Here is an 18,055-nt window from a genome sequence, read left to right as displayed (position 1 = left end):
TTATTGGCCGGGCGTGTACAGCTTGTCGAACTGGCCGCCGTCGTTGAAGTGCACCTTTTGCGCCTCAGTCAGGCTGCCAAAGTACTTGGCCACGGTGAACTGCTTGATCGGTTTGAACAGGTCGGCGTGGCGTGCCAGCACTTTTTCCGAGCGCGGGCGCACGGCGTGCTTGGCAGCAATCTCTTGCGCCTCGTCCGAATACAGGTAGTCGAGATAGGCTTTGGCGAGTTCCGCCGTGCCCTTCTTGGCCACCGTGCGCTCGACCACCGCCACCGGGTTCTCGGCGGTGATGCTGACCGACGGGTACACCGCGTCAATCTTGCCGGCGCCGAATTCGCGCTCGATCGACACCACTTCCGATTCAAACGTAATCAGCACATCACCGATGCCGCGCTGCACGAAGGTGGCCGTGGCATCGCGCCCGCCCTTGGCGAGGATGGGCACGTTTTTGTAGAGCTTGGCGACGAACTCTGCCGCTTGTGCATCGGTGCCGCCCTTCTCGCGCACCGAGCCCCACGCCGCCAGATAGGCGTAGCGGCCATTCCCGCCGGTCTTGGGGTTGACCACAATCACCTTCACGCCGGGTTTGATGAGATCGTCCCAATCCTTGATGCCCTTGGGGTTGCCCTTGCGCACCATGAACAGCATGGTCGACGTGGTAGGCGATGCGTCGTAAGGAAACTTCTTTTGCCAGTCTTTGGCCACCACGCCGTGGTCAGCGAGAAACTGCACGTCGGTGGTGGTGTTCATGGTGACGACGTCGGCCGCCAGGCCGTCGTTCACGGCGCGTGCCTGGGCGCTGGAGCCGGCGTGCGACTGGTCCACCTTCACGTCCTTGCCGGTCGTTTTCTTGTAGTGCGCAATAAACGCAGGGTTGTATTCCTTGTAGAACTCCCGCGCCACGTCGTAGGAGACATTGAGCAAGGTGGTCTGGGCCGAAGCCAACGAACTGGCGCCAAGGGCCAGGGCGGCGAGCAGGAAGCGAATTTTCATGGAACAAACAGGCGCGAGAAGCCAGGAAATTGCGGGAATGCTTTGATTCTGCGCAGCAGATATTTAAAACTCAAAAGAATATTTATTCTTAAAGTCATATGAAAAAAGAATAAGTCACGCTCCCGCGCGGCCTTCCCGCAGTCCTATCATCCAACGCGTATCCCGGCATTCACCCCTCATCCAATTGGATTCTTGCTGTGACCACTCTGCCCCTTCAGCCCACAGAGCCGGCTTGGCGTGCCGCCCTGGCCGACATGTCGCCGGCCAACTTCGGCATGGTCATGGCCACTGGCATCGTGTCGATGGGCTGCAACATGCTCGGTCTGCATGCGCTGGCGCTGGTGCTGTTTGCGCTCAACCTGCTGCTCTATGCCGTGATGTGGACGCTCTATCTGGCGCGCCTCGTGCTCTTTCGCCAGCGGTTTCTGAATGACCTGCTGGACCACCTGCGCGGGCCGGGGTTCTTCACGGCCGTGGCAGCCACCAATGTGGTGGGCAGCCAGTGCCTGCTGCTGGTGCACTGGACCCGCGTCGGAGTCGCGTTCTGGATCATTGGTCTGGCGCTGTGGTTGCTGTTGACCTACACCATCTTCACGGTGCTCACCATCAAGGAAAACAAACCCACGCTGGACCGCGGCATCAGCGGCGGCTGGCTGCTGGCGGTGGTGGCAACGCAGTCGGTGGCCGTGCTCAGCGCGCTGCTGGCCACGCACATTGACCAACCTTTGCGGCTGGAGCTGAACTTCTTCGCGCTCTCGATGTGGCTGTGGGGCGGCATGCTCTACATCTGGATGATGTCGCTCATCTTCTACCGCTACACCTTCTTTCCGTTCAGCCCGGGCGACCTCTCGCCGCCCTACTGGATCAACATGGGCGCCATGGCGATCTCGACGCTGGCGGGTTCGCTGCTCATCATCAACACGCCGGACGCGCCTTTCATCGCCTCGCTGCTGCCCTTTCTGAAGGGTTTCACGGTGTTTTACTGGGCCACCGGCACCTGGTGGATTCCCATGCTGCTCGTGCTGGCCGTCTGGCGCTACGGCACCAAGCAGTTTGGCCTGCACTACGACCCCTTGTACTGGGGCGCTGTGTTCCCCCTGGGCATGTACGCTGCGTGCACGCAGGAAATGCGCCTGGCGATGGGCTTTGATTTCCTCCGTGTGCTGCCGGAGGTGTTCCTGGGCGTGGCGCTGCTCACCTGGAGCATTGCCGGCACCGGTGCGGCCAAACAGGCATGGCGCATCTCGGTGCGCGGGCGCTGAAGATCAGCCGGACAAGCCGCTGTGCCCCGGCACGGTTTCCGCCAGAAAGTCGAGGAACTTGCGCACGGCGGGCGCGAGGCCGCGGCGCGAGGGAAACACCGCATGAAAGATGCCTTGGGGCTGTGCCCAGTCGGGCAGCACGCGCACCAGGGTTCCCTGGCGGATTTCGTCCTGGCACATGTAGTCGGGGAGCCAGCACAGCCCGGTCCCCGCGACCGCCGCGAACTTAAGCGTAAGCAGGTCGTCGGCCACGTAGCGCGGCTGGTGCTGCACGGTCTCGCGCACGCCGCCAGGGCCAATCAAGCTCCATGACGCCTTACCGTCCTGCGCCGACATGGCAATGCTGTCGAGTTTGGCCAGATCGGCCAGCGTGCGCGGCGCCCCCTGGCGCTCCAGCAGCCTGGGGCTGGCGACCAGCACCTGGCTGGTGCGGTCGAGCCGCTTGACGACCATGCTGGCGCTGCCCTCCACCGATTCGCGCACGCGCAGCCCCACGTCCACGCCTTCTTCCACCAGATTCACCGCGCGGTTGCTCACCAGCATCTCCACCCGTACCAACGGGTAGCGGGCGAGAAACGCCGGCATCAGCTCGCCCAGCACGGAATGGGCAATCGTCACCGGACAGCTCACGCGCAGCGTACCGCGCGGCTCGGTCTGCACTTGGGCCACGGTGTCGGCCGCCGCCTGGGCCGACTCGCGCACCGCCTGGCAGTGGCGCAGGAAGGCCTCGCCCACATCGGTCAGCGAGAGCTTGCGCGTGGTGCGGTGCAGCAGGCGCACGCCGAGCTGGCTCTCCAGTTCCGACACCCGGCGCGAGAGCCGCGACTTCGGAATCCCCAGCACCCGCCCGGCCGCCGCAAAGCCGCCGCGTTCGACCACCTCGGCGAAATAGATCATGTCGTTGAGGTCTTGCATGAATTTAGCTATATGAGTGGAACGATGAAATGCAATATTGCCAGCTTATCGAAGATTGCGCTTGCAGTCACACTCTATCCATCTCCCCAAGCTGGGCTCAGAGGAAAAAACCATGCAACTGCTTCACATTGATTCCGCCATCACCGGCGACGCTTCCGTCTCCCGCCAACTCAGCCGCCAGACGGTCGAAAGCTGGGTCGCTGCGCACCCAGGCACCCAGGTGACGCACCTGGACCTGGTGGCGGATGCCCCCGCCCACCTGACCCAAGACGCCTTGTCGCTGCGCTGGGGGCAAACCGAAGGGCTCACAGAGGCGCAACTGCGCGAGAACGCCGTCACCGAGCGCCTGTTGGCACAGTTCCTGGCGGCCGACGTGATCGTGATTGGCACACCGTTCTACAACTTCAGCATTCCAACGCAGCTCAAGGCCTGGATCGACCGTCTGGCGCAGCCCGGCCGCACCTTCCGCTACACCGCCAGCGGCCCGCAAGGCCTGGCGGGCGGCAAGACCATCATCGTGGCCAGCAGCCGGGGCGGCGTGTATTCGACCAGCGAAGGCGGCCGTGCCATGGAGCACCAGGAGAGCTACCTGCAAACGGTGTTCGGTTTCCTGGGCGTAACCGACGTGCGCTTCGTGCGCGCAGAAGGTTTGGGCATGGGCCCGGACGCCCGCGAAACCGCCCTGGCGAGCGCATCGAACGACATCCACCGCCACACGCAGACGGCAGCCAACGAGGCGCGCGTGGCCCAGGCGGCCTGAACGGCTCAGGCCAGAAATTTTGAATGAAATTGGCCGCTAGCGCTTATTCCACAAGCGCTAGCAGCTATTGATTCAGGAGTATCCGCGGCCTAGGTCATTCGGTTTCTCAATCAATCGAGTACGCGAAGGCGAAGCGCAGACAGTACAGGCGTACGACAAGTGAAGCCGACAAAGCAATCGTTTGATTTAGAAATCGAATCAGGCGTGCCGCTTCACCCAGGCGACGTAGGCGTCCATCCAGCCCTGGACGAATGCGCGGCTGGCCTGGCCAATCTGCCCATCCGGGTCGAACAGGCCTTCCTTGGCCTGCAGAAACATCTCGGGCTGGCCCAGCGTGGGCATGTTCAGATAGGCCAGCACATTGCGCAAATGCTGCTGCGCCATGGCCGTGCCAATGGCACCGACCGACACGCCGAGCACCCCGGCGGGTTTGCCTGCCCAGGCATTCTTGCCGTAAGGACGCGAGGCATGGTCAATCGCATTTTTCAGTACGCCGGGGATTGACCGGTTGTACTCAGGCGTCACGAAAATCACGCCGCTCGCGGCGGAAATCTCCGCTTTCAGACGCTGCACCGGTTCGGACTGCTGGGCATCGTCGTCCTGGTCGTAGAGCGGCAGGTCGTCGATGCGCACCCGCTTGAGCTGCCAGCCCGGCGGCGCCATCTTGGTCAGCGCCTCGGCCAGTTGCCAGTTAAAAGAATCTTTGCGCAAGCTGCCGACCACCACGGCAATGGAAACGTTGCTCATCAAAAATCTCCTTGGGATGCTGTACCGGAGGCCATGATAGGCAGAACACCCCCACACCGTACGCACTGCCACGGCCTTTATTGCTATTTTAATTATAGCTTTCAGCGCTTACAGGGTAAGCGCTAGAGCCCAATTTTCCTCAAACTTTTCAGCCGACAACTCTGCCAGACTCCGCGCGCGCACGCGGTGCTGTCCTACGGCTGTGGCACCAGGTTGCTGCGCGTGTCCAAGCCCTCGTGCCAGCCGCCCTGCCGGCCGAAATGGCACGGGATGTGCAGTCAACCAATGGCGGCAGGCCTGCGCGCCCGCCTGCGTGCGGCTTGCGCCAGGCACGGCAATTTATCTCCATCGCCTTCGGGTGCACACCAATGCACGCTCGCCGCAGGCCCGCTACAGTTGCCCGTTCGTGGTGGCGCCCAGGCGCCGCCTTCGTGCCGTACGCTTTTCCTTCGGAGACACGCAATGACCCAATCCTCACTCGCCCTGCACCGCCGCACCTTGGTGCTGGGCGCCTTGACTGGCGCCACGCTGCCGTTTTCGCGCCTGGCGCTGGCGCAGCAGAAATTCATCAATGTGCTGACCGGCGGCCAAAGCGGCGTGTATTACCCGATGGGCGTGGCACTTTCGCAGATCTACAGCAAGGCCATGCCCGACGCGAAAGTGACGGTGCAATCCACCAAGGCCTCGGCCGAGAACCTCAACCTGCTGCAGGCCGGCCGTGGCGAAATCGCCTTCACGCTGGCCGATGCGCTCTCGGCGGCCTGGAAGGGCGACAAGGAAGCAGGTTTTGCTGCGCCGCTCAAGAAGCTGCGTGCAGTGGCCGGCATTTACGCCAACTACATCCAGATCGTCGCCAGCGGTGATTCGGGCATCAAGACCATGGCCGACTTGAAGGGCAAGCGCATCTCCGTCGGCGCGCCCAAGTCGGGCACCGAGCTCAACGCCCGCGCCATCCTGAAGGCCGCGGGCCTGACCTACGCCGACTTTGCCAAGGTCGAGTACCTGCCCTTTGGTGAATCGGTCGAACTCATGAAGAACCGCCAGTTGGACGTGACGCTGCAGTCGGCAGGCCTGGGCGTCTCGTCCATCCGCGACCTGGCCACGGCGGTGAAGATTGTGGTGGTGGCGGTACCTGCCGACATCGTCGCCAAGGTGGGCGACGCGGCCTACCAGCCGGCCATCATTCCTGCCAACACCTACGAAGGCCAGAGTGCCGACGTGGCCACGGTGGCGATCCGCAACTTCCTGGTCAGCCACAGCGGTGTTCCCGACGACGAGGTGTACCTGATGACCAAGTCCATGTTCGAGAACCTGCCCAGCCTGGTCGCCGCGCACAACGCCGCCAAGGGCATACAACTGGCATCGGCCATGCAAGGCACCAGCGTCACCTTCCACCCCGGCGCCGAGAAGTACTACCGCGAGGCCGGCGTCCTCAAATGAGCGCAGCCGCTGCTCCGGCCCCAGCCGACGCGCAGTTGCAGACCCCCGATGCAGAACCGCCGGCTTTTGCCGGCGCTCTGTTCTGGGTGGCAGTTGCGTTTTCCGTGTTCCAGATTGTCACCGCAGCCTTCAGCCCGCTCTCAAGCAGCGTGGTGCGCGGCGTGCACGTGGGTTTTCTGCTGCTGGTCACTTTCGTGCTCTACCCGCCGGCGCATCAGCGCTGGCTGGGCTGGTGTGTGGGCGCCATCGCCTTTGGCACCGGCCTCTACCAATGGGTGTTTGAAGCGGACCTGGTGCAGCGCGCCGGCGAACTGACGCGCAGCGACCTCATCGTTGGCATTGCACTCATCGTGCTGGTCTTTGAAGCTGCGCGACGCATCATGGGGCTGGCGCTGCCACTGGTATGTGCCGTGTTTCTTGCTTATGCGCTGCTGGGACAGTACCTGCCGGGCGTGCTGGCGCACCGGGGCTATGGCCTGGACCAGATCGTCGGGCAACTGGGGTTCGGCACCGAGGGCATTTACGGCACACCGACCTACGTGTCGTCGTCCTACATCTTCCTGTTCATCCTGTTTGGGGCGTTCCTGGAGCGCGCCGGAATGATCCAGCTCTTCACCGATTTTGCGCTGGGCCTGTTTGGCCACACCAAGGGCGGTCCGGCCAAGGTGGCGGTGGTCTCGTCGGGCCTGATGGGCACCATCAACGGTTCGGGCGTGGCCAATGTGGTCACCACCGGGCAGTTCACCATTCCCCTGATGAAACGCTTTGGCTACCGCGCCGACTTTGCCGGCGGTGTGGAGGCGACCGCCAGCATGGGCGGGCAGATCATGCCGCCGGTGATGGGGGCCGTGGCCTTCATCATGGCCGAGACCATTGATGTGCCGTATCTGGAGATCTGCAAGGCCGCTTCGATCCCGGCGCTGCTGTACTTCTTCACCGCCTTCATCATGGTGCACCTGGAGGCAGGCCGGCGCGGCCTGGTGGGCATGCCCAAGGAGGATTGCCCTGACCCCTGGGCCGCCATCAAGCTGCGCTGGTACCTGATCCTGCCGCTGGCGGTGCTGGTGTGGCTGCTGTTTGCCGGCTACACGCCTCTGTTTTCCGGCATGGTGGGGCTGGCGCTCACGGTGGTGCTGATTTTTGGCGCCGCCATGACGGAGCGTTTCGGCGCGCGGCCGCTGCAAATCATTTTCTGGGTGCTGATTGGCCTGGCGGCATCGAGCTTCTTCAAATACGGCATTGGCGCCATCATTGCCTTGGCAGCCGCCATGGCCGTGGTGCTGTGGTTCCTGCACGGCGGTCGCGACACCCTGCGCATGGCGCTGCACGCCCTGGCCGAAGGCGCACGCCACGCGCTGCCAGTGGGCGTGGCCTGCGCGCTGGTGGGCGTGATCATCGGCGTACTCACCCTCACCGGCGCGGCCACGCTGTTTGCTGGCACCATCATCCAGATGGGCAAAAGCAGCCTGCTCCTCAGCCTGGTGCTGACCATGCTGGTGTGCCTGGTGCTGGGCATGGGCATTCCCACCATCCCCAACTACATCATCACCAGTTCGCTGGCGGCGCCGGCTCTGCTTGAACTCGGCGTGCCGCTGATTGTCTCGCACATGTTTGTCTTCTACTTCGGCATCATGGCCGACCTGACGCCGCCGGTGGCGCTGGCCGCCTTTGCCGCTGCGCCGATTGCGCGCGAGTCCCCCATGAAGATCGGCTTCCAGGCCATGCGGATCGCCATTGCCGGCTTTGTCATCCCCTACATGGCGGTGTATGCGCCAGCGCTGATGTTGCAAGGCGACGGAGGCTGGACCGCCACGCTCTACGTGCTGTTCAAGGCCATCGTCGCCATCTTGCTGTGGGGCGGCGCGGCCATCGGCTACTGGATCAAGCCGCTGGCCTGGTGGGAGCGCGTCTGGGCCCTCGCGGCGGCGGGCTTCCTGGTGGCCGCCGTGCCCTTCACCGATGAAGTCGGTCTGGGCATGACGGCGCTCCTGGTGCTCTGGCACGGCATGCGCGTGCGCCAGACCAACCGCAGCCAGGCCCCGGCCTGATGCTCGCAGCCCTGTGCATGGCGGCCGGCGCGCTCACGCTGAGCCTGCCAGTCACCCACTTCACCCTGCGCTGGCAGCATTCCATCGAAAAAATTGCCTGGGAAGAGGACTACACCGTCGCCGGTCCCTGGCTGGCCATCACCGGGGCGCGCATTCGCGGCTCCGGCGCCGGCATGGACCCGCCAGACAACGCCTGGCTGGACCACGGCGTCTGGCATTACACCTTGGCCGACCCCTGGCGCAAGGAAATCACCCTGGCACGCTCGCCTTACGTGCGCGATTACGATTTGTGCATGCGCGGAAAATGCACCCCCCTCTACCACTGGATTCCCGTCTCTGCCGGCACGACCACGCTGCGTGCCTGCGCCGCGCAGAATGCCCGCCCCTGAGCTGATGCCCTCATGACCATGCCCACCACCCACACGGTCGAACAAGAACAGGCCTGGAACAGCCGCCAGCTCGAAGCCCCCGTCACCACACCCCGCTTTCACGTCTGGACCTACGCCACGCCCACCATCGTGCTGGGCTGCTCGCAGCGCGCACTGCACGCCGAAGTGGCGGGCCGGCTGCCGCAAGGCTTGGCGCTGGTGCAACGCCCCTCGGGCGGCGGCGCAGTGCTGACCGGGCCCTGGCTGGTAGGCGCATCGGTCGTGCTGCCGGTCACGCACCCCTGGGTGAGCGGCGGCCTGGTGGACAGCTACCGCGCACTCGGCCTGCTGCACGTTGCCGTGCTCGAAGGTCTCGGCATCCCCGCCTGTGCACTGCCAGACACCGAGGTCGCGCAGGCCAACGCGGCCATGGGAGCCACCGTGGACTGGGCCTGCTACGGCAGCCTCGCACCCTGGGAGCTGACCGACACGCGCGGCCGCAAGCTCGTCGGCCTGGCACAGCGCCGCCAGCGCAATGGCATCCTGCTGGTCGCAGGCACGCTCAATACCGTGCCCGACTGGCCGCTGCTGTGCCATGCGCTCGGGCACCCGGAGGCTGCGGCGGAAATGCGGCGCCGCACGGTCGCCTGCGAGGAATTGGCAGAGCCACCTTGCTCCGCTCAAACGCTTGCCGCCCGACTGCACCAGGCGCTGGCGCAGGCACTGCCGAATGCAGAGGCCACCCCCGAAACTTGCTAAAGTGACGACCATACGCATCTTCAGACCCGATAAGGATTTTTCGACATGGCACGCATGGTTCACTGCATCAAGCTCGGCAAGGACGCCGAAGGACTTGATTTCCCTCCCTACCCCGGCGAACTCGGCAAGCGCCTGTGGGAAAACGTCAGCAAAGAGGCCTGGGCCGCCTGGCTCAAGCACCAGACCATGCTGGTCAACGAGAACCGCCTGAACCTGGCCGACGCCCGCGCCCGCCAGTACCTGGCACGTCAGCTGGAACAGCATTTCTTTGGCGGCGGAGCTGACGCCGTGCAAGGCTACGTGCCGCCCAGCGCCTGAACACGCATAGCCTCTTCGCCACAGGGCGCCCGCTGCGGCGCCTTTTTTGTTGTCTGCCCTCCACCCATGCCCGTCACACCCCGCACCCCAAGGCCCCACGCAAACGACGCATGTCTGCTCGATTGCAGCCTGCCCACCGCCTGGGCCGGCGCTGCACAGTGGCGCATTCTGGAGACCCATTTCGCTCTCGGCCACCACTTTCTGGCGACCTGGGCCGCCTGGCGCGCCGATCCGCTCCGACCCACGGTACTGCACTTCATAGCGATTGCGCCGCAGCCCACCAACCTGCCGGAGCTTGTCCGCACGGTGCAGCAAAACCCCGATCTGTTGCCCTTGGCCGAGTCGCTTGCGGCGCAGGCCTGGGGCTTGCTCCCGGGCATCCACCGCCTGGGTTTCGAGGCGGGCCGGGTGCTGTTGACCCTGTGTGTGGGCGACGCGCAACGCCTGCTCCGTGAGGAGCACTGGCGTGTCGATACGGTGCTGGCCTCCGATACCACCCAGCTCCAAAACGCCGATGGCGCCAAGGCCCTGGCACGCCACTGTGAACGCGGCGCCCACCTTGTAGGCCCCGCTGTGGGGGTAGAGGCGCGCGCCGCGCTGGAGCAAGCCGGCTTTGTCATCGCATCAGCGCCCGCCGAACCCGCCGAGCCTGGCAAAGCCGCCCTGTTGCGCGCGGTGTTCCAGCCACGTTGGGAGCCACGCGTGCGCACAACGGGCTTCAACCGTGCCGCGCCAATCCGGGTCGCACGCTGCGCGGTCATCGGCTGCGGCATCGCCGGCGCGTCCGTTGCGGCGAGTCTGGCGCGGCGCGGCTGGCAGGTGCAAGTGCTGGACGCGGGCAGCGGGCCTGCGGCAGGCGCATCGGGGCTTCCGGTCGGGCTTTTTGCACCGCACCTCTCACCCGATGACAACGTGTTTTCCAGGGTCTCGCGTGCCGGCGCCCGCGCCACGCTGGAGCAAGGCGCGCGCGTACTCCAAGCAGGCGCCGACTGGCAGCCCGGCGGCGTGCTGGAGCGCCGCCCTGCCGGCAACCCCGGCCTGCCCGCAGGCTGGGCCGAGAGCCTTGGCACCGACTGGAGCACCACCGCCAATGGCGAGCAGTTGCGCGCCGCCGGCCTGCCCGAGAACAGCGATGCGTGCTGGCACCAGCGCGCCGGCTGGGTGCGGCCAGCGCGGCTGGTAGCTCGTTTGCTCGATGCACCCGGGATTCGCCTGCACACGCACAGCCGCGTGTCGCAACTCCATCGGATACAGGCCCACGGTGAGGGCCTGTGGCAATTGCGGGACGCTGGCGGTGCGCTGCTGGCAGAAGCCGAACTCGTGGTGCTGGCCGCCGGGCCGGCCTCCAATGCGCTGGCGCAGTCGCTCGGTTTGGCGCCGCTGCCGCTGGATGCCGTGCGCGGGCAGCTCTCTTGGGGTGTGCAGAAGGGCGGCATGGCCTTGCCCCCCTTCCCGGTCAATGGCAAGGGGGCGCTCGTCGGCCAAGTGCCAGGGCCAAACGAACAACTTGCCTGGCACGCAGGCTCTACCTTCGAGCGTGGGCGCACCGAGCTACCGCCCGAGCCGCAGGAGCAGCAGGCGGCCCACCAGGTGAATTTGGCCAATTTGCAACAGCTCTTGCCCGACGCCGCACGGCAGCTGGCCCCTAGCTTTGCCGCCGATGCCCCCGGATTGCAGGCCTGGTCGGGCGTGCGCTGCACCTCACCCGACCGGCTGCCCATCGTCGGCCCCTTGGCGGCGGACCGCCTGCCGGGCCTGTGGGTGAGCACCGCCATGGGCGCCCGCGGCCTGACCCGGGCCATCCTGTGCGGCGAGCTGCTGGCGGCACGCCTGCACGGCGAACCGCTGCCGATGGAAGAGCGCCTGGCACGTGCCATGGGCACCGAGCGCCTGGAGAAATGAAACACCCCCTGTGGCGCTTCGCGCCTTCCCCCTTCTCTCACCTGGCTGCGTGATGCGGAAAGGGGGACGCCACCAGCGCAGTGGGGCGGCCCTGGCACGGTGGCCGCTGATAGGCCGCGAGAGACCCACCAAAAGCCCGCAACAAGCATTTTGCATAAGCTTATAGGCATATAAGAAGCACGAAACAGTCGTTTGTTTTTATAAGGACGCCCCCTAGAGTCGCGTCCATGCCTGATGTCGCCCTTGTTGTTGCCGGATTCGCGATTGGCCTCGTCATTGGCCTGACGGGGGTCGGCGGCGGCTCGCTGATGACCCCCGTGCTCATTTTCTTTTTCGGCATCAAAGCGCACTTGGCCGTTGGCACCGATCTGCTGTTTGCGGCGTTCACCAAGCTCAGCGGCACGGTGGGCCTGGCGCGCCGGCGCATGGTGCCGTGGAATGTGGTGGCCCTGCTGTGCGCCGGCAGCATCCCTGCGGCCCTGGGCGCGCTCTGGCTGCTGCGCCACCTGGGCCCCACCAGCGAGCGCGTCCAGCACCTGATGACGACCACCCTGGGCGCGGCATTGCTGTTGACCGCGGCCTCCACGCTGTACAAGGCACTGGCCTTCTCGGCCAAGCACCAGGCCCCCGAGCAGGCGCGCCGCAGCGAAAGCGCCGCCACCGCCACGCAACCGCGCCACTGGAGCCTGCCCGTGCTGCTGGGCGCGGTGATCGGCACCCTGGTGACCTTCACCTCGGTGGGGGCAGGCGCCATTGGCGTCACAGTGCTGCTGCTGGTTTTCCCGCACCTGCCGCTGCCGCGCATCATCGCCGCCGATATTGCCTACGCCGTGCCCCTGACCCTCGTTGCCGGCCTGGGCCACGCATCGCTCGGCTCGGTGGACTGGGCCTTGCTGGCACAGTTGCTGGTCGGCTCGCTGCCGGGCATCTGGCTGGGTTCACGGCTGGTCTCGCGCACACCCGAGCGGCTGGTGCGCTCGGCCCTCTCGCTGTTGCTGGCCTTTGCCGGCGTCAAGCTGGTCCTGATCTGATTTCCGGGTTTTTCTTCCATGTACCAATACACCGACTTCGACAAGCAATTCGTCAAGCTGCGCGCCCAGCAGTTCCGCGACCAACTCGAGCGCTGGGAGCGCGGCGAGTTGACCGACGAGCAGCTCTTGCCCCTGCGCCTGCAAAACGGCTGGTACATCCAGCGCTACGCCCCCATGGCCCGCATTGCCGTGCCCTATGGCGAAATCAGCAGCACGCAGTTGCGCACGCTGGCCCGCATCGCCCGCGAGTTCGACAAGCCCGCACCTGAACTGCTGGCGCATGCCCAGGCCACCCAGGACGCCTTGCAGGACGCGCAGCCCGGCGCGACGCTCCCCGCACCGCCGCTGCGCTATGGCTACGGCCACTTCACCACGCGCACCAACTGCCAGTTCAACTGGATTCCGCTGTCCCGCGCCGCCGATGTGATGGACCTGCTGGCCAGCGTGGGCATGCACGGCATCCAGACCAGCGGCAACGACATTCGCAACATCACCTGCGACGCGCTCGAAGGCATCGCCGCGGACAGCATCGTGGACTGCCGCCCGTTTGCTGAAATCACGCGCCAATGGAGCTCGCTGCACCCTGAATTCAGCTACCTGCCACGCAAGTTCAAGATTGCCTTCAACGGCGCCGAAGAAGACCGCGCCGCGATCGGCTGGTACGACATCGGCCTGCAAGCGCGCCGGGCCGACGACGGCAGCGTGGGCTTCACCATGAAAGTGGGCGGCGGCATGGGCCGCACGCCCATCATCGGCAGCGTGGTGCGCGAGTTTTTGCCCTGGGACCAGTTGCTCAACTACATCGAAGCCGTGGTGCGCACGTACAACAGCTATGGCCGGCGCGACAACAAGTGGAAGGCGCGCATCAAGATTCTGGTCAAGAGCGAAGGCCAGAAATTCATCGACGCGGTGGAGAAGGAATACAAGGCCATCGTTGAACTCGATGGCGCGCCACACACCATCACGCAAGCCGAACTCGACCGCGTCAGCAGCCATTTCGTGCTGCCTGAACTCAAGCCCGCCAACCTGCCCGCCAAGGTCAGCCCGCAAGGCCAGCTCTACCAGCGCTGGTTGCAGCAGAACGTGCGCGGCCACAAGCTGCCCGGCATGAGGACCGTCACCTTGTCGTTCAAGCGGCCAGGCTTTAACACGGGCGATGCCGACGCTGACACCCTGAACGCCTTGGCGCAACTGGCAGAGCAGTTCAGCGCAGCCGAAGCGCGCCTGACGCACGAGCAAAACCTGATGCTGCCCTGGGTGCACGAGAGCGACCTGCCCGCGCTGTACGAAGCGGCCCGCGCGCTCGGCCTGGCCCAGCCCAACATTGGCCTGCTGACCGACATGATCATCTGCCCCGGCGGTGATTTTTGCTCGCTCGCCAACGCCCGTTCGCTGCACATTGGCGCCGCCATCACCGAGCGCTACCAGGATCTGGACGAGCTGTTCGACCTCGGCCCCATCGACCTGCACATGAGCGGCTGCATCAACTCCTGCGGCCACCACCACAGCGGGCATATCGGCATTCTGGGTGTCGATAAGGACGGCAAGGAGTGGTACCAGATCACGCTCGGCGGGTCGGACGGCACCGATCTGTCTGGCCCCGCGATTGGTGGCAAGGTCGTCGGCCCCTCGTTCACGGCGGCCGAAGTGCCCGACGTGATCGAGGCTTTGCTCGGCACCTTCCGCGAACTGCGCAGGCCCGGCGAGCTCTTCATCGACGCCTTGCGCCGCATCGGCCACGACCCCTTCAAGCAGGCGGCCAACGGCGCACGCCGCCCCAGGGCCGACCAGGAAACCCTGACCGAACACGACTGATCGAGCTTATCTACTATGAAAATAATAGCTTCTGACGCATTACCAGCAAGCGCTGACGGCGTAAAAGACCTACAAATTTCGAACGACACGGAACTGGCTGCCCTGGTGGCCAGCGGGGCGCTCGAAGGCGTGCAGCGCGTGGAACTGCATTTCCCCAAATTCACCGACGGCCGCGCCTACAGCCAGGCCCTGCTGCTGCGCCGGCGCTACCGCTTTGCAGGCGACATCCGCGCCACGGGCGATGTGCTGATCGACCAATTGGTGCACATGCACCGCAGCGGTTTCACCAGCGCCGTGCTGGCCGAAGGCGTGGACGCCGCCGCCGCCGAACGGCAGTTCGCGCGCTTTGCCGCCTTCTACCAGGGCGATGTGCATGAGCCACGCCCGCTTTTTGCTCGGGAAGCTGCACGTGATGCAGCCCGCGAAGCAGCGCTGGAGGCGGCATGAGCGCTGTGCAGACACCTAAACCCGTGCTTGACCTCGCGCACGTCAACGCCACGCTCGGCCGCGACGCGCCCGGCCTCGTGGCATGGGCGCTCAGCCTGGGCGAGCGCTCCATCGTCACCACCAACTTCCGCCCCTTCGAGGCGGTGATCCTGCACCTGGTAACGCAGGTGAACCCCGATGTACCGGTCGTCTGGATGGACAACGGCTACAACACCGAAGCCACCTACCGCTTCGCCGACGAGGTGACGAAGCAGCTCGGGCTCAAGCTGCAGATTTACCTGCCGCGCCGCTCGCGCGCGCACCGCGAAGCCGTGGACGGGCCGACACCCGCCCTGGACGACCCTCGCCACGCGGCCTTCACCGAAGAGGTGAAGCTAGAGCCCTTCTCCCGCGCGCTGCGCGAGACGGCGCCCAAGGTGTGGTTCACCGCGCTGCGCGCCACCGACACCGCCGTGCGCGCGCAGATGGACCCGGTCAGCATCAACCCCGACGGTCTCATCAAGGTCGCGCCGCTGCTGCACTGGTCGTCCAAAGACCTGCACGAATACTGCGCCCGCCACGGCCTGCCGAACAACTTCGACTACGTCGACCCCACCAAGGGCGAAGACAACCGCGAATGCGGCCTGCACCTGGCGCATTGAACGCCCCGCCAAGCCATTTGAAAACATCAAAAACAATAGCTGCTCGCGCTTTACGTATATACGCTACAGCCCTATTTGATTGGAAACCCGCATGACCGCCCGCGCAGAACCCCAGCTGCTCAGCCAGCTCAGCAACCGCCACCTCGACGCATTGGAAGAAGAGACCATCTTCATCCTGCGCGAAGTGGCCGCCGCCTTTGAGCGCCCCACCCTGCTGTTCTCCGGCGGCAAGGATTCGCTGGTGATGCTCCGGTGTGCCGAAAAAGCCTTTGGCGTCGGCCGCATTCCCTACCCGCTGCTCATGATCGACACCGGCCACAACTTCCCTGAAGTGACGGCGTTTCGCGACCTGCGTGCCAGCGAGCTGGGCGCCAAACTCATCGTGCGCAGCGTCGAAGATTCGATGGCACGCGGCACCGTGCGGCTGGCGCACCCAGGCGAGCCGCGCAATGTCCACCAGTCGGTCACGTTGTTAGAGGCCATTGAAGAATTCCGCTTTGACGCACTGATCGGCGGCGCCCGCCGCGACGAAGAAAAGGCCCGCGCCAAGGAACGCATCTTTTCGCACCGCGACAGCTTCGGCCAGTGGCAACCCAAGGACCAGCGGCCCGAGCTGTGGACGCTGTTCAACACCCGTCTGGCCGCCGGCGAGCACTTTCGCGTGTTCCCCATCAGCAACTGGACCGAGCTGGATGTGTGGCAGTACATCGAGCGCGAGCAGATCGCCCTGCCCTCGCTCTACTTCTCGCACCGCCGCCAGGTGGTGGACCGACGCGGCATGCTGGTGCCCGTCACCCCCCTCACGCCGCCGCGCGACGGCGAGCAGGTGCAGGAGCGCGAGGTGCGCTTTCGCACCCTGGGCGACGTGACCTGCACCTGCCCGGTGGCCAGCCTGGCCGCCACGGCTGCCGACATCGTCATCGAAACCCTGGCCGCCGACATGAGCGAGCGCGGCGCCACCCGCATGGACGACCAGACCAGCGAAGCCTCGATGGAAAAGCGCAAGAAGGACGGGTATTTCTGACCCCTCCCGCCCCCTTCCGGGGGGCGGCCTCAGCGGCCCGGCGAAGCCGGTTCCGCGAGGCCACTGGTAGTCCATGGCTGAGGGTGTGCTTGTTTCAAGTTCCAGAGGTTTTCTATGACCACTATCAATTCAGTAGCTTCCAGCGCTTATGTACCAAGCGCTAGCGGCCTAAAAGACTTAAATATTGTGACGACTTCTTCCCATAACCACGACCACGACGCTGCCCTGCGCTTCATCACCTGCGGCAGCGTGGACGATGGCAAGAGCACGCTGATCGGCCGCTTGCTGGTGGATACCAAAGCGGTGCTGCAAGACCACCTCGCCGGCGTCCAGCGCCAGGGCGAAACCGACCTGGCCCTGCTGACCGATGGCCTGTCCGCCGAGCGCGAGCAGGGCATCACCATCGATGTCGCCTACCGCTACTTCGCCACCGAGGCGCGCAAGTTCATCATTGGCGACGCGCCCGGCCACGAGCAGTACACGCGCAACATGGTCACCGCCGCCAGCAGTGCCGACGCCGCCGTGGTGCTGGTGGACGCCACCAAGCTCGACTGGCAAAACCCCCTCCCCACGCTGCTGCCGCAAACCCGCCGCCACAGCCTGCTGGTGCACCTGCTGCGCGTGCCGTCCCTGGTGTTTGCCGTCAACAAGCTCGACGCCGTCGCCGATCCGGCGCTCGCCTTTGCCCACATCAGCGCCGCGCTGGCGGCCTTTGCGCAAGAGGCCGGCATCACCGTGCGCGCCACGGTGCCCGTCTCGGCGCTCAAGGGCTGGAACGTGGTGGATGGGCGCGCCGGCTGGTGCGACTACATCGGCCCCAGCCTGCTGCACATCCTGGAGCAGCTCCCCAACACGGCACCCGACAGCAACCTGCCGCTGGCCTTCCCCGTGCAGTGGGTCGAAAAACCGGCTGCGCCTTCTGCTGCACCCTCTTCCGCGCTGCCCGGCGCTCCAGCGGCTCAGCCCCCGTCTGCCTCGGCCGACACGCCCCAGGGCCGCCGCGTGTTCTGGGGCCGCGTCGCGGCAGGCGCTGCGCAGCCGGGTGATGAGGTGCAGGTCTTCCCTAGCGGCCAGCGGGCCCGTGTGGCGCAGGTGCTGGACCGCACCCGCCAGCCAGGCAGCGTGGCCGCCGGCCACAGCGCCGGCATCGTACTCGACCGCGAGATCGACATTTCGCGCGGCGACTGGCTGCTGGCCACAGCGCCACAGGTGCAAGGCAACGAACAAGGCGACGGCTTCGACGCGCCCGAGCCGGCATCGCCCTGGCCCGCGCAAACGCTGCTCAATTGCACTGTGGCCTGGCTGGACGAGCAGCCGCTGGTGGCTGGCCGCGTGTACCAATTGCTGCACGGCCACCGCTGGGTCAAGGCGCGGGTACAGCGCATCGTGCACGGGCTCGACATCCACACGCTGGCCGAGCACCCGGCCAGCGAGCTGGCGCCCAACGCCATTGGCCACGTCGAGCTGCAACTGCAATCACCCCTGCCCGTGGCACCGTACACGCGCTCACGCCAGCTCGGCGCCATGATTTTGGTGGACACCGCCAGCAACCGCACCGCCGGTGCCGTGCTGTTACGCTGAGGCG

Annotated in this window: 17 protein-coding genes; 14 read left to right on the top strand and 3 right to left on the bottom strand. The window is 65.6% G+C overall.

All coding sequences use genetic code 11. The features are described from left to right. Positions 1-993, bottom strand: coding sequence for a sulfate ABC transporter substrate-binding protein (locus tag D3F03_RS00870; protein ID WP_119107490.1), 993 nt, complete (start codon positions 991-993; stop codon positions 1-3). A gap of 254 nt (positions 994-1,247) precedes the next feature. Here D3F03_RS00870 and D3F03_RS00865 point away from each other — a divergent pair, with 254 nt between their 5' ends. After that, on the top strand, positions 1,248-2,255 hold the full coding sequence (locus D3F03_RS00865; RefSeq protein WP_119108491.1) for a tellurite resistance/C4-dicarboxylate transporter family protein: 1,008 nt from the start codon (positions 1,248-1,250) through the stop codon (positions 2,253-2,255). 3 nt (positions 2,256-2,258) lie between these two features. Here the strand turns inward: D3F03_RS00865 and D3F03_RS00860 are convergent, their stop codons facing one another. Next, on the bottom strand, positions 2,259-3,170 hold the full coding sequence (locus D3F03_RS00860; RefSeq protein ID WP_119107489.1) for a LysR family transcriptional regulator: 912 nt from the start codon (positions 3,168-3,170) through the stop codon (positions 2,259-2,261). Between the two features lie 112 nt (positions 3,171-3,282). Here D3F03_RS00860 and D3F03_RS00855 point away from each other — a divergent pair, with 112 nt between their 5' ends. Next, entirely contained in the window at positions 3,283-3,930 is a 648-nt protein-coding gene (locus tag D3F03_RS00855; protein ID WP_119108490.1) for an FMN-dependent NADH-azoreductase, read from the top strand. Between the two features lie 198 nt (positions 3,931-4,128). Here the strand turns inward: D3F03_RS00855 and D3F03_RS00850 are convergent, their stop codons facing one another. After that, positions 4,129-4,677 (bottom strand): NADPH-dependent FMN reductase, encoded by a 549-nt coding sequence (locus D3F03_RS00850; protein ID WP_119107488.1) that lies wholly within the window; start codon positions 4,675-4,677, stop codon positions 4,129-4,131. A 462-nt stretch (positions 4,678-5,139) separates the two neighbouring features. Between D3F03_RS00850 and D3F03_RS00845 the strand changes: the two genes are divergently transcribed. The 12 genes from D3F03_RS00845 (at position 5,140) to D3F03_RS00785 (ending at position 18,051) form a co-directional block, all read left to right on the top strand. Further along, positions 5,140-6,117 carry a TAXI family TRAP transporter solute-binding subunit gene (locus tag D3F03_RS00845; RefSeq protein ID WP_119107487.1) on the top strand — a complete coding sequence of 326 codons (978 nt, stop codon included), beginning with the start codon at positions 5,140-5,142 and terminating at the stop codon, positions 6,115-6,117. Beyond that, positions 6,114-8,165, top strand: a complete 2,052-nt coding sequence (locus tag D3F03_RS00840; RefSeq protein ID WP_119107486.1) for a TRAP transporter permease — start codon at positions 6,114-6,116, stop codon at positions 8,163-8,165. The genes D3F03_RS00845 and D3F03_RS00840 overlap by 4 nt, the downstream gene beginning before the upstream one ends. Beyond that, positions 8,165-8,554, top strand: coding sequence for a DUF1850 domain-containing protein (locus D3F03_RS00835; RefSeq protein ID WP_119107485.1), 390 nt, complete (start codon positions 8,165-8,167; stop codon positions 8,552-8,554). The genes D3F03_RS00840 and D3F03_RS00835 overlap by 1 nt, the downstream gene beginning before the upstream one ends. Before the next feature lie 18 nt (positions 8,555-8,572). Then, positions 8,573-9,292 carry a lipoate--protein ligase family protein gene (locus D3F03_RS00830; protein WP_245960454.1) on the top strand — a complete coding sequence of 240 codons (720 nt, stop codon included), beginning with the start codon at positions 8,573-8,575 and terminating at the stop codon, positions 9,290-9,292. 45 nt (positions 9,293-9,337) lie between these two features. Continuing rightward, a complete protein-coding gene (locus D3F03_RS00825; protein WP_119107483.1) occupies positions 9,338-9,610 on the top strand; it encodes an oxidative damage protection protein in 273 nt (90 codons plus the stop codon). A gap of 66 nt (positions 9,611-9,676) precedes the next feature. Then, positions 9,677-11,512, top strand: a complete 1,836-nt coding sequence (mnmC1, locus tag D3F03_RS00820; protein WP_119107482.1) for an FAD-dependent 5-carboxymethylaminomethyl-2-thiouridine(34) oxidoreductase MnmC1 — start codon at positions 9,677-9,679, stop codon at positions 11,510-11,512. Between the two features lie 227 nt (positions 11,513-11,739). Then, positions 11,740-12,543, top strand: a complete 804-nt coding sequence (locus tag D3F03_RS00810; protein WP_119107480.1) for a sulfite exporter TauE/SafE family protein — start codon at positions 11,740-11,742, stop codon at positions 12,541-12,543. An 18-nt stretch (positions 12,544-12,561) separates the two neighbouring features. Next, positions 12,562-14,358, top strand: a complete 1,797-nt coding sequence (locus tag D3F03_RS00805; protein WP_119107479.1) for a nitrite/sulfite reductase — start codon at positions 12,562-12,564, stop codon at positions 14,356-14,358. Positions 14,359-14,373: 15 nt separating this feature from the next. Beyond that, entirely contained in the window at positions 14,374-14,805 is a 432-nt protein-coding gene (locus D3F03_RS00800) for a DUF934 domain-containing protein (protein WP_119107478.1), read from the top strand. Then, positions 14,802-15,446, top strand: coding sequence for a phosphoadenosine phosphosulfate reductase domain-containing protein (locus D3F03_RS00795; RefSeq protein ID WP_119107477.1), 645 nt, complete (start codon positions 14,802-14,804; stop codon positions 15,444-15,446). The genes D3F03_RS00800 and D3F03_RS00795 overlap by 4 nt, the downstream gene beginning before the upstream one ends. A gap of 91 nt (positions 15,447-15,537) precedes the next feature. Further along, the gene (gene cysD, locus D3F03_RS00790) at positions 15,538-16,470 is read left to right on the top strand and encodes a sulfate adenylyltransferase subunit CysD (RefSeq protein WP_119107476.1); all 933 of its coding nucleotides are present in this window, start codon (positions 15,538-15,540) and stop codon (positions 16,468-16,470) included. Between the two features lie 114 nt (positions 16,471-16,584). Further along, the gene (locus D3F03_RS00785; RefSeq protein WP_119107475.1) at positions 16,585-18,051 is read left to right on the top strand and encodes a sulfate adenylyltransferase subunit 1; all 1,467 of its coding nucleotides are present in this window, start codon (positions 16,585-16,587) and stop codon (positions 18,049-18,051) included. The last annotated feature ends 4 nt before the right edge of the window (positions 18,052-18,055 follow it).

The sequence above is a fragment of the Simplicispira hankyongi genome, from assembly GCF_003570885.1.
Classification (GTDB): Bacteria; Pseudomonadota; Gammaproteobacteria; order Burkholderiales; family Burkholderiaceae_C; genus Simplicispira; species Simplicispira hankyongi.
Note: the sequence above shows the minus strand (reverse complement) of the source record. Positions and strands in the feature narration are given on the sequence as shown.

Excerpts from the sequence above, each read along its gene's own strand:
- D3F03_RS00870 (WP_119107490.1), bottom strand. The coding sequence starts at position 993 with ATGAAAATTCGCTTCCTGCTCGCCGCCCTGGCCCTTGGCGCCAGTTCG.
- D3F03_RS00865 (WP_119108491.1), top strand. The coding sequence starts at position 1,248 with ATGTCGCCGGCCAACTTCGGCATGGTCATGGCCACTGGCATCGTGTCG.
- D3F03_RS00860 (WP_119107489.1), bottom strand. The coding sequence starts at position 3,170 with ATGCAAGACCTCAACGACATGATCTATTTCGCCGAGGTGGTCGAACGC.
- D3F03_RS00855 (WP_119108490.1), top strand. The coding sequence starts at position 3,283 with ATGCAACTGCTTCACATTGATTCCGCCATCACCGGCGACGCTTCCGTC.
- D3F03_RS00850 (WP_119107488.1), bottom strand. The coding sequence starts at position 4,677 with ATGAGCAACGTTTCCATTGCCGTGGTGGTCGGCAGCTTGCGCAAAGAT.
- D3F03_RS00845 (WP_119107487.1), top strand. The coding sequence starts at position 5,140 with ATGACCCAATCCTCACTCGCCCTGCACCGCCGCACCTTGGTGCTGGGC.
- D3F03_RS00840 (WP_119107486.1), top strand. The coding sequence starts at position 6,114 with ATGAGCGCAGCCGCTGCTCCGGCCCCAGCCGACGCGCAGTTGCAGACC.
- D3F03_RS00835 (WP_119107485.1), top strand. The coding sequence starts at position 8,165 with ATGCTCGCAGCCCTGTGCATGGCGGCCGGCGCGCTCACGCTGAGCCTG.
- D3F03_RS00830 (WP_245960454.1), top strand. The coding sequence starts at position 8,573 with ATGCCCACCACCCACACGGTCGAACAAGAACAGGCCTGGAACAGCCGC.
- D3F03_RS00825 (WP_119107483.1), top strand. The coding sequence starts at position 9,338 with ATGGCACGCATGGTTCACTGCATCAAGCTCGGCAAGGACGCCGAAGGA.
- mnmC1 (WP_119107482.1), top strand. The coding sequence starts at position 9,677 with ATGCCCGTCACACCCCGCACCCCAAGGCCCCACGCAAACGACGCATGT.
- D3F03_RS00810 (WP_119107480.1), top strand. The coding sequence starts at position 11,740 with ATGCCTGATGTCGCCCTTGTTGTTGCCGGATTCGCGATTGGCCTCGTC.
- D3F03_RS00805 (WP_119107479.1), top strand. The coding sequence starts at position 12,562 with ATGTACCAATACACCGACTTCGACAAGCAATTCGTCAAGCTGCGCGCC.
- D3F03_RS00800 (WP_119107478.1), top strand. The coding sequence starts at position 14,374 with ATGAAAATAATAGCTTCTGACGCATTACCAGCAAGCGCTGACGGCGTA.
- D3F03_RS00795 (WP_119107477.1), top strand. The coding sequence starts at position 14,802 with ATGAGCGCTGTGCAGACACCTAAACCCGTGCTTGACCTCGCGCACGTC.
- cysD (WP_119107476.1), top strand. The coding sequence starts at position 15,538 with ATGACCGCCCGCGCAGAACCCCAGCTGCTCAGCCAGCTCAGCAACCGC.
- D3F03_RS00785 (WP_119107475.1), top strand. The coding sequence starts at position 16,585 with ATGACCACTATCAATTCAGTAGCTTCCAGCGCTTATGTACCAAGCGCT.